This is a genomic window from Variovorax sp. TLI9-5A (assembly GCF_056867935.1).
Genome location: NZ_CP200310.1, coordinates 1,094,297 through 1,110,073 on the forward strand (window position 1 = coordinate 1,094,297; position 15,777 = coordinate 1,110,073).

The following is a 15,777-nucleotide window of genomic DNA, read 5'->3' on the forward strand; positions in this document are numbered from 1 at the left end:
ATGTGCTATTTGTTTCTGAAAGTGTTTTGAACTCCATCCGGACAAACCCCTGCGCAGCCACCGACCTTGTGACGTAGTGCGCAAGCCCGTCACGAGGCACTCCCTAGAATGTTTGCCCCACCCCCCAAGGCACTCATGACACAGGGCTCCATCCGGATTCGCGGCGCGCGCCAGCACAACCTCCAGAACCTCGATCTCGACATCCGCACCGGCGAGATGACGGTGGTCACCGGGCCCAGCGGCTCGGGCAAGTCGAGCCTCGTTTTCGACACCCTCTACGCCGAAGGCCAGCGGCGCTACGTGGAGACCTTCTCCGCCTACGCGCGCCAGTTCCTGGACCGCATGGACAAGCCGGCCGTCGACAAGGTGGAAGGCGTGCCGCCCGCCATCGCCATCGACCAGACCAACCCGGTGCGCTCCTCGCGCTCCACGGTCGGCACGATGACCGAGCTGAACGACCACCTGAAGCTGCTCTTCGCGCGCGCGGCCAACCTGTTCGACCGCGAGACCGCGCTGCCGGTGCGCCACGACTCGCCCGACAGCATCTACGCGCAGATCGTCGAGCGCGCGGCCGCGGCGGGCGATCCGCGCCTCGTGGTCACCTTTCCGGTCGAGCTGCCCGCGAGCACCACAGCCGAGGAAGTCACGCAGTGGCTGTCGGCCAGCGGCTTCACGCGCGTGCAGGCCGAGCGCGAGGTGGCCACGCCCACCGGGCCGCGCAAGGTGCTCGATGTGGTGGCCGACCGCTTCCGCGCGTCGAGCGCCGAGCGCTCGCGCGTGGTCGAGGCCATCGAGGTGGCGCTCAAGCGCGGCAGCGGGCGCGTCACGGTGCATGCCACGGGCGCCGAAGAAAACGCGCCGACTGACGTCTGGAAGTTCTCCACCGGCCTGCATTGCCCCGAAAGCGACATCCGCTACTCCGACCCCATCCCGTCGATGTTCTCGTTCAACTCGGCCGTGGGTGCCTGCGAGACCTGCCGCGGCTTCGGCCGCGTGATCGGCGTCGACCTGGGCCTGGTGATTCCGAACGACAAGCTCACGCTGCGCGCCGGTGCCATCAAGACCATCCAGACGCCCGCCTGGAAGGAAGCGCAGGACGACCTCATGCGCCACGCCGAAACCGCCGGCATCCCGCGCGACACCCCCTGGAACAAGCTCACCGACGAGCAGAAGCACTGGGTGATCGAGGGCACGCCCAACTACAAGGAAGGCAACTGGAACAAGCAGTGGTACGGCGTGCGCCGCTTCTTCGGCTACCTGGAGAGCAAGGCGTACAAGATGCACATCCGCGTGCTCTTGTCGAAGTACCGCAGCTACACGCCGTGCCCCACCTGCAGCGGCGCGCGCCTCAAGCTCGAAAGCCTGCTGTGGCGCATCGGCAGCAAGGAAGACGCAGACGCCGTCCTGCCGCCCGAGAAGCGCTTCATGCCCAACGGCGTGAAATGGACCCGCGCCCAGCTCGAGGCGCTGCCCGGCCTGTGCCTGCACGACCTCATGCTGCTGCCCATCGAGCGCCTGCGCCAGCTGTTCGACCGCGTCGAGCACCACGGCAACGGCCACACGGCGAGCGAAGGCGAGATGCAGGCGCTGAAGCTGCTGTTCGAGGAAATCACCACCCGCCTGCGCTACCTGCACGACGTCGGCATCGGCTACCTCACGCTCGACCGCCAGAGCCGCACGCTCTCCGGCGGCGAAGTGCAGCGCATCAACCTCACGACCGCGCTCGGCACCTCGCTGGTCAATACGCTCTTCGTGCTCGACGAGCCCAGCATCGGCCTGCACCCGCGCGACATGAACCGCATCACCGAGGCCATGCTGCGCCTGCGCGACGCCGGCAACACGCTGGTGGTGGTCGAGCACGACCCGGCCGTGATGCTCGCCGCCGACCGCGTGATCGACATGGGCCCCGGCCCCGGCGCGCGCGGCGGGCAGATCGTGTTCGACGGCACCACCGACCAACTGCGCGACGCCGACACGCTCACCGGCCAGTACCTGGGCGGGCGCAAGAAGATCGGCATGGGCTTCAAGCGGCTCGTGAGCGAGAACACGCACCGGCTCATTCTCGAAGGCGTGCGCGAGCACAACCTGAAGAACATCGCGGTCGAGTTTCCGCTGGCGCGCCTGGTGTGCGTCACCGGCGTCAGCGGCTCGGGCAAGTCGACGCTGATCCAGGACGTGCTGGCGCCCGCGCTCATGCGCCACTTCGGCAAGGCCACGGAAACGCCCGGCGCGCACGACCGCATGCTCGGCGCCGACCACCTGGGCGACGTGGTGTTCGTCGACCAGTCGCCCATCGGCAAGACCGCGCGTTCCAACCCCGCGAGCTACGTGGGCGCGTGGGACGCCATCCGCGAGATCTTCGCCACCGCGGCGCTGTCGCGCCAGCGCGGCTACACCGCGAGCAAGTTCAGCTTCAACTCCGGCGACGGGCGCTGCCCGACCTGCGGCGGCTCGGGCTTCGAGCACGTCGAGATGCAGTTCCTGTCCGACGTGTACCTGCGCTGCCCCGACTGCGACGGCAAGCGCTACCGCCCCGAAATTCTCGAAGTGCGCGTGGAGCGCAAGGGCAAGAGCTACAACGTGGCCGACGTGCTCGACCTCACCGTGGCCGAAGCGGCGGCGGTGTTCGAGGCCGACCGCGACGTGCTGCGCGTGCTGCAGCCCATCTCCGACGTGGGCCTGGACTACGTCAAGCTGGGCCAGCCCGTGCCCACGCTCAGCGGCGGCGAGGCGCAACGCCTGAAGCTCGCGGGCTTCCTGGCCGAGGCCGCGAAGAATGCGACCGCCAGCAAGCAGTCGGTGGCGCGCAAGGGCACGCTCTTTTTGTTCGACGAGCCCACCACCGGCCTGCACTTCGACGACATCGCGCGGCTGATGCGCGCGCTGCGCAAGCTGCTGGACGCCGGCCATTCGCTGATCGTGATCGAGCACAACCTCGACGTGATCCGCGCCAGCGACTGGCTCATCGATCTCGGCCCCGAAGGCGGCGAGGGCGGCGGGCAGGTGGTGGCCGAGGGCACGCCCGAGCAGCTGCGCGAGAACCGCGCATCGCTCACCGGCGCCGCGCTGGCCGACTACGAACTGGCCATCGGCCCCGACGCCTACAAGGTGGCCGAGCGCGCCGCGCGCCGCTACATCGCCAATGCGAAGACGGCGCCGGGCAGCAACGCGATCGAGATCGTCAATGCGCGCGAGCACAACCTGAAGAACCTCAGCGTGGACATTCCGCGCGGCAAGTTCAGCGTGGTGACGGGCGTGAGCGGATCGGGCAAGTCGACGCTGGCCTTCGACATTCTTTTCAACGAAGGGCAGCGCCGGTATCTCGAATCGCTCAACGCCTATGCGCGCAGCATCGTGCAGCCGGCGGGCCGGCCCGAGGTGGACGCGGTGTACGGCATTCCGCCGACCGTGGCCATCGAGCAGCGCCTGTCGCGCGGCGGCCGCAAGAGCACGGTGGGCACCACCACCGAGGTGTGGCACTTCCTGCGCCTGCTGTACGTCAAGCTGGGCATCCAGCACTGCATTCACGACGGCGCCGCCGTGCAGCCGCAGACGCCCGACAGCATCGCCGCGCAGCTGATGCGCAACTTCAAGGGCCAGCACATCGGCCTGCTCGCGCCGCTGGTGACCAACCGCAAGGGCGTCTACACCGAGCTGGCCGACTGGGCGCGGCCGCGCGGCTTCACGCACCTGCGCGTGGACGGCGAGTTCCTGCCGACCACCGGCTTCCCGCGCATCGACCGCTTCAAGGAGCACAGCATCGAGCTGCCGGTGGCGAGCCTCGACGTGCTGCCCTCGAACGAGAACGAGCTGCGCGCGGCGCTGGCCAAGGCGCTGGAGCATGGCAAGGGCGTGGTGCACGTGCTCAGCGATCTCGACGGACTGCGCGCCGCGATGATGGCGGGCGTGTCCGCCGCCGGCATCGGCCGCGTGAACGTGTTTTCCACGCTGCGTGCCTGTCCTGTGTGCAGCACCAGCTACGCCGAGCTCGATCCGCGCCTGTTCAGCTACAACAGCAAGCACGGCTGGTGCCCCGATTGCGTGGGCACGGGCGTCAAGCTCAGCAAGGACCAGCGCAAGGTGTTCGACGATTCCGTGCTGGCCGACGACAACAAGGGCCGCGAGCAGACATTCGCCGAGCCCGAGGTGGAAGACCTGGCCGACGTGGCCTGCCCGACCTGCCAGGGCACGCGCCTGAACGCCACGGCGCGCGCCGTGAGCTTCGGCACCACGGCCGACGGCTCGGGCGGCATCGGCATCACCGAACTCGCGCGCATGAGCGTGACCGAGGTGCGGCAGTGGTTCGAGGGGCTGACGCTCACGGGCCGCGAAGCGGAGATCGCGCGCGATCTCGTGCCCGAGATCAAGAGCCGGCTCGAATTCCTGGAAGAAGTGGGCCTGGGCTACCTCACGCTCGACCGTGGCGCGCCCACGCTTTCAGGCGGCGAGGCGCAGCGCATCCGCCTGGCGGCGCAGCTCGGCAGCAACCTGCAGGGCGTGTGCTACGTGCTCGACGAGCCGACCATCGGCCTGCACGCGCGCGACAACCAGATCCTGCTCGACGCGCTGCACAAGCTCGGCGACAAGGGCAACACGCTGGTGGTGGTGGAGCACGACGAGGACACCATCCGCCGCGCCGACCACATCATCGACATCGGCCCGAGCGCCGGCAAGCGCGGCGGCCGGCTGGTGGCCGAGGGCTCGGTGGCCGACATCCAGAAGGCCGGCGACTCGCAGACCGGCCGCTACCTGCGCGACGCCATCAGGCATCCGCTGCAGGCCCGCAGGCTGGTGCCGTCGCCCGACCCCAAGGCAGCCGACAGCGGCGAATGGCTCACCGTGCACGGCGCCAACCTGCACAACCTGCAGGACGTGACCGCCACGCTGCCGCTGCACCGCCTCGTTGTGGTCACCGGCGTCAGCGGCTCGGGCAAGTCCACGCTCGCGCGCGACGTGCTGCTGGCCAACGTGCAGGCCATCGTGGTGCAGCGCATGACCAAGGCTGGCCGCGATGCCGATGCCGCGGGCAAGCGCCCGGCATGGGCCGGCTGCAAGAAGGTCGACGGCTACGAGACCATCGACCGCGTGCTCGAAGTCGACCAGACGCCCATCGGCAAGACGCCGCGCAGCTGCCCGGCCACCTACATCGGCTTCTGGGACACCATCCGCAAGCTCTTCGCCGACACGCTCGAAGCCAAGGCGCGCGGCTACGGCCCGGCCCGCTTCAGCTTCAACACCGGCGAAGGCCGCTGCCCGGGCTGCGAAGGCGCAGGCGTGCGCACCATCGAGATGAGCTTCCTGCCCGACGTGAAGGTGCCCTGCGAGGTGTGCCACGGCGCGCGCTTCAACCCCGAGACGCTGGCCGTGAGCTGGCGCGGCAAGAGCATCGGCGACGTGCTGAAGATGGAAGTCGACGAGGCCGTCGAGTTCTTCGCGAGCATGCCCAACATCAGCCACCCGCTGCAGTTGCTGAAGGACGTGGGCCTGGGCTACCTCACGCTGGGGCAGCCTTCGCCCACGCTGTCGGGCGGCGAGGCGCAGCGCATCAAGCTGGTGACCGAGCTGAGCAAGGTGCGCGACGACATCACCCGCCGCGGCCAGAAGGCGCCGCACACGCTGTACGTGCTCGACGAGCCGACCGTGGGCCTGCACATGGCCGACGTCGAGAAGCTGATCCACGTGCTGCACCGGCTGGTGAACGGCGGCCACAGCGTGGTGGTGATCGAGCACGACCTCGACCTGATCGCCGAGGCCGACTGGATCCTCGACCTCGGGCCCGAGGGCGGCAGCGCGGGAGGGCGCATCGTCGCGGCGGCGCCGCCGGAAGAAGTGGTGCGGCTCGGCACGCACACCGGCGTGGCCTTGGCGCCAGTGCTGGCGCGATAGACAGGGCAGGGCAGGGCGGGGCTTGCCCCCGCCTTCTTCCTCCTCCTCTTATTTCTGGATATCGCCCAGGCAGAGGTACTTGATCTCGACGTAGTCGTCCATGCCGTGGTGCGAGCCCTCGCGCCCCAGGCCCGACTGCTTCACGCCGCCGAACGGCACATGCTCGGTGGCGATCACGCCGGCATTGATGCCGACCATGCCGTATTCCAGCGCCTCCGCCACGCGGAAGATGCGGCCCACGTCGCGCGTGTAGAAATAACTCGCCAGGCCGAACTCGGTGTTGTTCGCCGCGTCGATGCCGTCCTGCTCGGTCTTGAAGCGGAACACGGGCGCGAAGGGGCCGAAGGTTTCTTCGCGCGCGCAAAGCATGTCGGGCGTGGCTTCGGCAATCACGGTCGGCTCGAAGAACTGGCCCTGCATCCTGTGGCCGCCCGCCAGCACTTTGCCGCCCTTGGCGATGGCGTCGGCCACATGGCGCTGCACCTTGTCGATGGCCGCATCCTCGATTAGCGGGCCCTGCAACACGCCGTCGTCGAAGCCGTTGCCGACCTTGAGTGCCTTCACCTTGGCCGCGAACTTCTCGACGAAGGCGTCATAGATGCCTTCCTGCACATACAGCCGGTTCGCGCACACGCAGGTCTGGCCGGCGTTGCGGTATTTGCTCGCGATGGCGCCTTCGACAGCCGAATCCACATCCGCATCGTCGAACACCAGAAAAGGCGCGTTGCCGCCCAGTTCCAGCGAAAGCTTCTTGACCGTCGGCGCGCACTGGCTCATCAGGATGCGGCCCACTTCAGTGGAGCCCGTGAAGCTCAGGTGGCGCACGACGTCGCTCTCGCACAGCTCCTTGCCGATCGCGATGCTGTTCTGGCTGTCGGCCGTGAGCACGTTGAGCACGCCCGCCGGAATGCCGGCCCGCACGGCCAGCTCTGCTGCGGCCAGCGCGGTCAGCGGCGTGAGTTCGGCCGGCTTGATGACCACCGTGCAGCCCGCGGCCAGTGCCGGCGCCACCTTGCGGGTGATCATCGCGAGCGGAAAATTCCACGGCGTGATCGCCGCGCACACGCCGATGGGCTGCTTCATCACCAGCAGGCGGCGGTTGTTGTCGAACTGTGGCAACACCTCGCCGTTCACGCGCTTGGCTTCCTCGGCAAACCACTCGATGAAGCTCGCGCCGTAGGCGACCTCGCCCTTGGCCTCGGCGAAGGGCTTGCCCTGCTCGGCGGTCATCAGGCGGCCGATGTCCTCGGTGTTGGCGATCAGCAGGTCGAACCACTTGCGCAGCACGATGCTGCGCTCCTTGCCGGTCTTGCCGCGCCAGGCGGCGAGCGCCTTGTTGGCGGCGGCGATGGCATGCGCGGCATCCGCGCGCGTGAGGTTGGCCACGTCGACCAGCTTGCGGCCGGTGGCCGGGTCGTTCACGTCGAAGCGGCTGGCGCCTTTCGTCCATTCGCCGGCGATCAGCGCATCGGTCTTGAGCAGGGTCGGGTCGTTCAGCAGTGCGAGGGGAGAAGTCTTCGTGTCCATGGTGTCGTGTGGTCTCCAAAGGAATGAGTAGCCGGTGCAAGCACCGGTGTCAGCGAAAAGGTACGCCGGGAAGCACGCAGAGCATTTCGTAAAGCAGATTGGCCCCGAGCAGCGCAGTGTTTCCGCTCGTGTCGTACGGCGGGCTGACCTCCACCAGGTCGGCGCCCACCACGTTCAGCCCGCGGCAGCCGCGCACGATCTCCAGCGCCTGCGGCACGGTGAGCCCACCGATCTCCGGCGTGCCGGTGCCGCCGGCGAACGAAGGATCGATGCCGTCGATGTCGAAGCTGATGTACACCGGATGCGTCGGCCCGATGCGCTCGCGCACCTGCGCCATCAGCGGCGCCAGCGACTGGTACCAGACCTCGTGCGCCTGCACCACGGTGAAGCCCTGCGCGCGCGGCCAGTCGAAATCGTCCGCCGCGTAGCCGGTGCCGCGCAGGCCGATCTGCCAGACCTTGTCGCAGGCCAGCAGGCCCTCTTCGACGGCGCGCCGGAACGGCGTGCCGTGCGCGATGCGCTCGCCGAACATATCGTCGTTCACGTCCGCATGCGCATCCACGTGCACCAGCGCCACCGGGCCGTGCCTGCGCGCCACCGCGCGCAGGATCGGCAGCGCGATGGTGTGGTCGCCGCCCAGCGTCAGCGGGGCGCAGCCGGCGGCCAGCACCGTGTCGTAGAAGTCCGAGATGATGTCGATCGATTTTTCGAGCGAATAGGTATTGATCGGCACGTCGCCCAGGTCGGCCACGTTCAGCTTGTCGAAAGGCGCCGCGCCGGTGGCCATGTTGTAGGGCCGCAGCAATGCCGACTCGGCGCGGATCTGGCGCGGTCCGAAGCGCGCACCCGGCCGGTTGGAAGTGCCGATGTCCAGCGGCACGCCGATGAATGCCGCGTCCAGCCCTGCCGGAGACGTTGCAGCGGGCAGCCGCATCATCGTGCCGGGGCCGGCGAAGCGCGGCATCGTGTTGCCGCCCAGCGGCTGGTTCGGTGTTGTGTTGGTGGGCATCGTGCGTGTGCGGGTTCAACGCCGCCGGCCGCGCAGCCATTCGAGCGCAAGCAGCAGCGTGGTGGTGAAGATGATCAGCAGCGTCGCCACGGCGGCGATGGTGGGCGAGATGTTCTCGCGGATGCCGGTGAACATCTGGCGCGGCAGCGTGACCTGGTCCGGCCCCGCGAGGAACAGCGTGACCACCACCTCGTCGAACGAGGTGGCAAAGGCGAACAGCGCACCCGAGATCACGCCCGGCGCAATCACCGGCAGCGTGACGCGCATGAAGGTCCTGAACGGTGTCTCCCCCAGGCTCAGCGATGCGCGCACCAGGTTCTGGTTGAAGCCGGCCAGTGTGGCGAGCACGGTGGTCAGCACGAAGGGCGCACCCAGCGCCGCATGCACCACGATCAGCCCGAAGTAGGTGTCGGCCAGGCCGATGGGGGCGAAGTAGAGATACGTGGCGACGCCCACCACCACGATCGGCACCACCATCGGCGAGATCAGCACGCTCATGAGCAGGCCCTTGAAGGCGAAGCTCGTGCGCGACAACCCCACTGCCGCCAGCGTGCCCAGCACGGTGGCCAGCACCGTCGCGGCCGGCGCGACGATGAAGCTGTTGCGCGCCGCGCGTGCCCACTCGGGCGATTCGAAGAGGTTGCGATACCACCGCAGCGACCAGCCGGGAATCGGGTAGGCCAGGAACGAGCTGTCGGAGAACGACAGCGGAATCACCACCAGGATCGGCGCCAGCAGGAAGGCCAGCACCGCGACGCAGCCGGCGCGCACCAGCCACCAGCCGAGCTTGTCGGCGAAGGTGGCGTAGGCCGGGAATTGGGGAAGCTTCAACATGCTTGTTCGTCTTTCGTGCGGCTTTTCGTGCGGCTCAACCGAGGCTCAGCTCGGCCTTGCCGATGCGGCGGTACACGGCATACAGAATCAGCGTGGCGACGAGCAGCACGGAGCCCAGCGCGCAGGCCATGCCCCAGTTGATTTCGACGTTGGTGTAGCGCGCGATGTAGTAGCTCAGCATCTGGTCGTCCGCGCCGCCGAGCAGCGCTGGCGTCACGTAGTAGCCGATCGCCAGGATGAAGACCAGCAGCGCCCCGGCGCCGATGCCCGGGTAGGTCTGCGGCACGTACACGCGGAAGAAGGCCGCCAGCGGCGAGCTGCCCAGCGAGACGGCTGCGCGCAGGTAGGTGGGCGGCACGCTCTTCATGACGCTGTACAGCGGCAGGATCATGAAGGGCAGCAGGATGTGCACCATCGCGATGATCACGCCGGTGCGGTTGAACAGCAGCGCCAGCGGATGGTCGATCAGGCCGATGCCCATGAGGCCCCGGTTGACCAGCCCCTCGGACTGCAGCAGCACAATCCAGGCGGCCACGCGCACCAGGATGGAAGTCCAGAACGGCACCAGCACCAGGATCATCAGCACGTTGGCCTTGCGCGCCGGCAGCGTCGACAGCCACCACGCCAGCGGATAGGCCAGCAGCAGGCAGAAGAAGGTGACGACGGCACTGATCTGGAAGGTGCGCAGCAGGATGCCGGCAAAGGCGCGCTGGTCGGCGGGCATGCGCTCGACCTCGCCGGCCACGTCGCGCCGCAGGTCGACCGAGGCGAGCAGGTAGTCGGGCGTCCAGCGCGAGCCGTTCTTGGCAATCGCCTGCCAGTACGGCGCCTCGCCCCAGCGCGGGTCGAGCTCCAGCATGCGCGCCTTGACCTCTTCCGGCGTGCCGGCAATCGGCAGCGCACGGAAGGTGCCCATCACCAGCGAGCGGGCGCCGGCGATCTCGGTGTTGAGGCGGCGCGCCAGGGCGCCGGCGTCGGAGCTGTCGGGCAGCTGCGCGAGATCGGCCGCGATGGCCGCAAAGGCCGCCGGCGCGGGCGCCTCCTTGCGGTTCCAGCCGTCGAGCGCGCGCACGGTGCGCGGCAGCGCGTTGGCCACTTCGGGGTTCTCCACCGCGCGCTGCAGCAGCGCCACGATGGGCACCAGCAGCGTCAGCAGCAGAAACACCAGCAGCGGCACCGTGAGCGCGAATGCGCGCCATTTTCGGCGGGCTTCGGCGCGCGCCAGCGCACGCCGCAGTTCGCCGGGCGGCGCTTCTGCTGGAACCAGGGGGACAGACGTTGCCGCGTGCATGGACTCTTCCGCGCTCGCTCGCTTGCCCGTTTACTGCGTGGCCCAGGATGCGAAGCGCTTCTCGAGCGCCTCGCCCTGGTCGGCCCAGAAGCCGACGTTGAACTGCAGCGCATCCTTGGCGTTGGTCGAGGAGGTCGGCAGGTCGGCCAGCACCTTGGGGCTGAGCGAGGCCAGCGCCTTGGTGTTGGTGGGGCCGTAGGCGATGTTCTGGGCATAGACCGCCTGGTTGGCCGGCTGCATCGCGAACTGGATGTACTTCAGCGAGGCTTCCTTGTTCGGCGCGCCCTTCGGGATCACCAGGTAGTCGAGATCGTAGATGCCGCCCGGCCAGTAGATCTTGAGGTCGCGGCCTTCGCGGTTGGCCGCGTCGATGCGGCCGTTGTAGACGGTGGTCAGCACCACGTCGCCGGCCACCAGGAACTGCGGCGGCTGGGCGCCGGCTTCCCACCACTGGATGTTCGGCTTGAGTTCGGTGAGCTTCTTGAACGCGCGGTCGGCGCCTTCCTTGGTGCCGAGCACCTTGTAGACATCAGCCGGCTTCACGCCATCGGCCATGAGCGCGAACTCGAGGTTGTAGCGCGCGCCCTTGCGCATGCCGCGCTTGCCGGGGATCTTCTTCACGTCCCAGAAGTCGGCCCAGCTGCTGGGCGCGGTCTTGAGCTTCTCGCCGTTGTAGGCCATCACGGTCGACCACACGAACAGGCCCACGCCGCAGTCGGTGACGGCGGCCGGCAGGAAGTCGGCCTTGCTGCCGATCTTGGAATAGTCGAGCTTCTCGAACAGGCCCTCGTCGCAGCCGCGCGCCGCGTCGGGCGATTCGACCTCGACCACGTCCCAGGTGACCTTCTTCGTCTCGACCATGGCCTTGATCTTGGCCTGCTCGCCGTTGTATTCGACCGGAATGATCTTGGTGCCGGTCTTCTCGAAGGGCTCGTAGTAGGCCTTCTTCTGCGCATTGGCGTTGGCGCCGCCGAAGTTGACCACGGTGAGCTGCTGCTGGGCAAAGGCCGGCAGTGCGAAGCTGGCGGCGACGGTGCAGGCGAGAAGTGTCTTTTTCATGGTGGAAATCTTCCTGGGTGATGAACGGGAACGAGGGGGAAAGCGAACGGGAACGGAAGGCCGGCTTCAGGGGGCGTAGATGCGCGCATGCGCGGTCGGAAATTCGAGAACGACGGCTTCGCCGGCCCGCGGCGCGGCGGCACCGTCGAGGCCGTCCAGCGGCAGCTTCACGGTGGCATCGGCCTGGCCGCCGCCGACGCTGCACAGCAGCCTCAGGTGGTCGCCGAAGTAGATGACGCGCGCCACCTCGGCCGCGAGCATGTTGGAGCCCTGCGCCTCCGCGCGGCGGTGCAGCACCACCCGCTCGGGCCGGATGCAGGCCTCGACGGCCGCGCCCGTGGCCGCCCCGCCGACGTTGATTCCGCGCAGCACGCGGCCGTCGGGCAGCGTCATCTCGGCATGCTCGCCGCCATGACCCTGGCGTTGGCCCAACTGGCCCCTGAGCACGGTGTTGTCGCCGACGAAGCCGGCCACGAAACGGTTGGAAGGCGTCTCGTAGAGCCGGTCGACCGTGTCCAGTTGCTGGATCACGCCCTCGTTGAACACCGCCACGCGGTCGCTCATGGTGAGCGCCTCGCCCTGGTCGTGCGTCACGTAGACGAAGGTGACTCCCAGCTGGCGGTGCAGGTCCTTGAGCTCGATCTGCATGTGCTCGCGCAGTTGCTTGTCGAGTGCGCCGAGCGGCTCGTCCATCAGCACCAGCTGGGGTTCGAACACCAGCGCGCGCGCCAGCGCCACGCGCTGCTGCTGGCCGCCCGAGAGCTGGCCGGGTAGGCGGTCGGTCATGCCGCGCAGCTGCACCATGTCGAGCGCGCGCTGCACGCGGCGCTGCTGCTCGTCCTTCGGCACCTTGCGCACGGTGAGCGGATAGGCCACGTTCTGCCCCACGCTCATGTGCGGGAACAGCGCGTAGTTCTGGAAGACCATGCCGAAGTTGCGCTTGTGCGGCGGCGTGCCGGTGATCGGCTTGCCGTCGAGCAGGATCTCTCCCGAAGTCGGCGACTCGAAGCCTGCCAGCATCATCAGCGTGGTGGTCTTGCCAGATCCCGAAGGGCCGAGCAGGCTCAGGAACTCGCCACGGTGGATGTCCAGATCGAGCTGGCGCACCACCAGGTGCTCGCCGTCGTAGGTCTTCTGGACGCGCTGGAAGCGCACCAAGGGTTCTGCGGTCATGGAGGAATTCAGGAAAGGATCGGTCGATCAGCGCAGTGCGGCGAAGCTGTCCGCGAGAAGCGCCAGGCCTTCGTCCACAAGCAAGTCGGATGCCGTGAGCGGCACCAGTACGCGAATTACATTGCCGTAGGTGCCGCATGACAGCAGGATTAACCCGCGCCGCGCTGCCTCCGCGACCACCTTGCGGGTCAGCGCGGCGTCGGGCCGCGCGGTGTCGCCCTCTTCGAACAGCTCGATGGCCACCATGGCGCCGAGCCCGCGCACGTCGCCGATGGCAGGCACATCGGCCGCGATGCGGCGCAGGCCGGCCATGAGCCGCTCGCCCAGCGCGCGGCTGCGCGCCAGCAGTTGCTCGTCGTCGAACACTTTCAGCACCGCGAGCGCCGCGGCGCAGCCGATGGGGCTGCCGGCATAGGTGCCGCCCAGGCCGCCGGGCGCGGGAGCGTCCATTACCTCGGCGCGGCCCACCACGCCGGAGATGGGGAAGCCGCCCGCCATCGACTTGGCGGTGGTGATCAGGTCTGGGGCCACGGGCCACTGCTCGCTGGCGAACCAGGTGCCGGTGCGGCCGGCGCCGGTCTGCACCTCGTCGGCAATGATCAGGATGCCGTGGCGGTCCGCCAGCGCGCGCAGGCCCTCGACGAAGTCGTTGGGCGCCACGTAGAAGCCGCCCTCGCCCTGCACCGGCTCCAGGATGAATGCCGCCACGCGCTCGGGCTCGATGTCGTTCTTGAACAGCAGCTCGACCGAATGCAGGGCATCGTCCACGCTCACGCCGTGCAGCGCATTCGGGTACAGCGCATGGAACACCTCGCCCGGGAAGGGGCCGAAGCCGATCTTGTAGGGAGCCACCTTGCCGGTGAGGCCGAGCGTCATCATCGTGCGGCCGTGGTAGCCGCCGGTGAAGGCAATGACGCCGGGGCGCCGGGTGTGGGCGCGGGCGATCTTGACGGCGTTCTCCACCGCCTCGGCGCCGGTGCTCAGGAAGATCGACTTCTTCGCGAACGCGCCCGGTGCCAGTGCATTCAGGCGCTCGGCCAGCTCCACGTAGGGCTCGTAGGCCACCACCTGGAAGCAGGTGTGCGAATAAAGATCTACCTGCGCCTTGACGGCGGCGCTGATCTCCGGATGGCAGTGGCCGGTGTTGAGCACCGCGATGCCGCCGGCGAAGTCGATGTAGCGGCGGCCCTCGACGTCCCACAGTTCGGCGTTGGCGGCCCGGCTGACGAAGATTTCATGGGCCTGGCCGACGCCGCGGGCGACGGCCGCGTTGCGGCGGGCCATGAGGGCGGCGTTGCTGAGGTGGGGTTCGCGTTGCATGGTACGACCTGTGCTTTGGTGCTGTGAAGAAGGAATCCCGGCACTCTAGGTCGCGCGATTCGATCCAGCCATGTACAGCGGAAGTGATCGCCCGGAAGACTGTACTGGTCTTGTATCCTGTACATACTTTCCTCAATATGGTGCAGGCCGGACTGCCGGAGACACCCCCGATGCTCATTCTTCGCCCCGAACAGCCGACGCCGCTGGTAAGCCAGATCGTGGAAGGGCTGCGCGGACTGATCGGCGCCCAGAAGCTCAAGGCCGACAGCAAGCTGCCGTCGATCCGCGCCTTTGCCGCGGCCCACGGCGTCAGTGTCTTCACGGTGGTCGAGGCCTACGACCGGCTGGTGGCGCAGGGCCTGCTGGTCTCGCGCGCCAACGCGGGCTTCTTCGTCAAGCGGCGCAGCGAAGACAGCGCCTCCGGCACCACCAGCGTGCCCCGCCCGGACCCCCGCTTCGACGCCCGCTGGTATCTGCAGCAGATCTTCGAGAACCGCAACCTCCCGCTCAAGCCCGGCTGCGGCTGGCTGCCGCACGACTGGCTGTTCGAGGACGGCATGCGCCGCAGCCTGCGCCACCTGGCCTCCGAAGGCACCGACATCGGCGGCTACGGCCTGCCCTTCGGCCACATGGCGCTGCGCATGGCAACGGCCGAGGCGCTGTCGGAGCAGCAGATCGTGGTCGAGGCCGCGCAGGTCCTGCTGACCCAGGGTTCCAGCCAGGCGCTGGACCTGGTCGCGCGCCGCCTGCTCAAGCCGGGCGATTCGGTGCTGGTGGACGACCCCGGCTATCCGAACCTGATGTACATGCTGCGCTTCCTGGGCGTGGAGATCATCGGCGTGCCGCGCACCCCGACGGGCTACGACATGCCCGCGCTCGAGGCGCTGCTCGCGGTGCACCGGCCCAAGGCCTTCTTCACCCAGCCCCGGCTGCAGAGCCCGACCTGCTCGATGGCCTCGCTGCCGCAGCTGGTGCAACTGCTGCAGCTGGCGCAGGCGCACGACTTCACGCTGGTCGAGAACGACATCTATGCCGAGATGGACGCATCGATGCGTCCCTCGCTCGCCAGCCTGGGGCAGCTGCGCCGCGTGGTCTACGTGGGCAGCTACTCGAAGACCATCTCGCCGAACATCCGCGTGGGCTACGTCGTGGCGCAGCCGGAGCTGCTCGAGGAGCTTGCGCAGCTCAAGATGATCTCGGGCCTGACCTCGTCCGACATCACCGAGCGCCTGGCCTTCGGCACCGTGACCGACGGCCGCTGGCGCAAGCACCTGAAGGCCCTGCGCGACCGCCTCGCGCAGGCGCAGGGCAGCGTCGCAAGAAGGCTGGACGCGCTGGGCTTCGAGCTGTTTCACGAGGCCGCTGCCGGCATGTACCTGTGGGCCCGGCACCCGGACATCGCCGACAGCGCCGAGCTCTCGCGGCGCGCCGCTGCCGAAGGCATCATGCTCGGCCCGGGCCAGCTCTTCCTGGTCAACCCGCGTCCCACCGGGTGGCTGCGCTTCAACGTCGCCTTCAGCGAAGACGAGCGGCTGTGGCGTTTCCTGGAACGCAGCATCGAGGAGCGCAGCTGCGACTGAAGGCGGTGCCCGCGGAGGGCTCGCAAAGGTTCGCAAGCAGGCGCACAATGGCTCTCAACCCTTGGCGCAGGCGCATCCTGAATCAGCCATGGTGGAGT

9 protein-coding genes are annotated in these 15,777 nt (G+C 68.4%); 2 read left to right on the forward strand and 7 right to left on the reverse strand.

What is annotated here, in order from left to right; genetic code table 11:
- Window positions 1-135 precede the first annotated feature (135 nt).
- The gene (gene uvrA, locus AC1VNX_RS05350) at window positions 136-5,886 is read left to right on the forward strand and encodes an excinuclease ABC subunit UvrA (protein ID WP_483161883.1); all 5,751 of its coding nucleotides are present in this window, start codon (window positions 136-138) and stop codon (window positions 5,884-5,886) included.
- A 48-nt stretch (window positions 5,887-5,934) separates the two neighbouring features.
- Here the strand turns inward: uvrA and AC1VNX_RS05355 are convergent, their stop codons facing one another.
- The 7 genes from AC1VNX_RS05355 to gabT all read right to left on the reverse strand — a co-directional run bounded on the left by AC1VNX_RS05355 (window position 5,935) and on the right by gabT (window position 14,099).
- A complete protein-coding gene (locus tag AC1VNX_RS05355; RefSeq protein ID WP_483155786.1) occupies window positions 5,935-7,413 on the reverse strand; it encodes an NAD-dependent succinate-semialdehyde dehydrogenase in 1,479 nt (492 codons plus the stop codon).
- Window positions 7,414-7,462: 49 nt separating this feature from the next.
- Window positions 7,463-8,422, reverse strand: a complete 960-nt coding sequence (speB, locus tag AC1VNX_RS05360; protein WP_483155787.1) for an agmatinase — start codon at window positions 8,420-8,422, stop codon at window positions 7,463-7,465.
- 15 nt (window positions 8,423-8,437) lie between these two features.
- Window positions 8,438-9,256 carry an ABC transporter permease gene (locus AC1VNX_RS05365; protein ID WP_258352781.1) on the reverse strand — a complete coding sequence of 273 codons (819 nt, stop codon included), beginning with the start codon at window positions 9,254-9,256 and terminating at the stop codon, window positions 8,438-8,440.
- 34 nt (window positions 9,257-9,290) lie between these two features.
- On the reverse strand, window positions 9,291-10,547 hold the full coding sequence (locus tag AC1VNX_RS05370; protein WP_093056724.1) for an ABC transporter permease: 1,257 nt from the start codon (window positions 10,545-10,547) through the stop codon (window positions 9,291-9,293).
- Window positions 10,548-10,577: 30 nt separating this feature from the next.
- Window positions 10,578-11,606: an ABC transporter substrate-binding protein gene (locus tag AC1VNX_RS05375; RefSeq protein WP_483155788.1), complete on the reverse strand. Its 1,029-nt coding sequence runs from the start codon at window positions 11,604-11,606 to the stop codon at window positions 10,578-10,580.
- A gap of 66 nt (window positions 11,607-11,672) precedes the next feature.
- Entirely contained in the window at window positions 11,673-12,779 is a 1,107-nt protein-coding gene (locus tag AC1VNX_RS05380) for an ABC transporter ATP-binding protein (protein WP_483155789.1), read from the reverse strand.
- A gap of 27 nt (window positions 12,780-12,806) precedes the next feature.
- Window positions 12,807-14,099 carry a 4-aminobutyrate--2-oxoglutarate transaminase gene (gene gabT, locus AC1VNX_RS05385; protein WP_483155790.1) on the reverse strand — a complete coding sequence of 431 codons (1,293 nt, stop codon included), beginning with the start codon at window positions 14,097-14,099 and terminating at the stop codon, window positions 12,807-12,809.
- A 170-nt stretch (window positions 14,100-14,269) separates the two neighbouring features.
- On the opposite strand from gabT, the gene AC1VNX_RS05390 reads away from it, so the two are divergent.
- On the forward strand, window positions 14,270-15,679 hold the full coding sequence (locus AC1VNX_RS05390; protein WP_483155791.1) for an aminotransferase-like domain-containing protein: 1,410 nt from the start codon (window positions 14,270-14,272) through the stop codon (window positions 15,677-15,679).
- The last annotated feature ends 98 nt before the right edge of the window (window positions 15,680-15,777 follow it).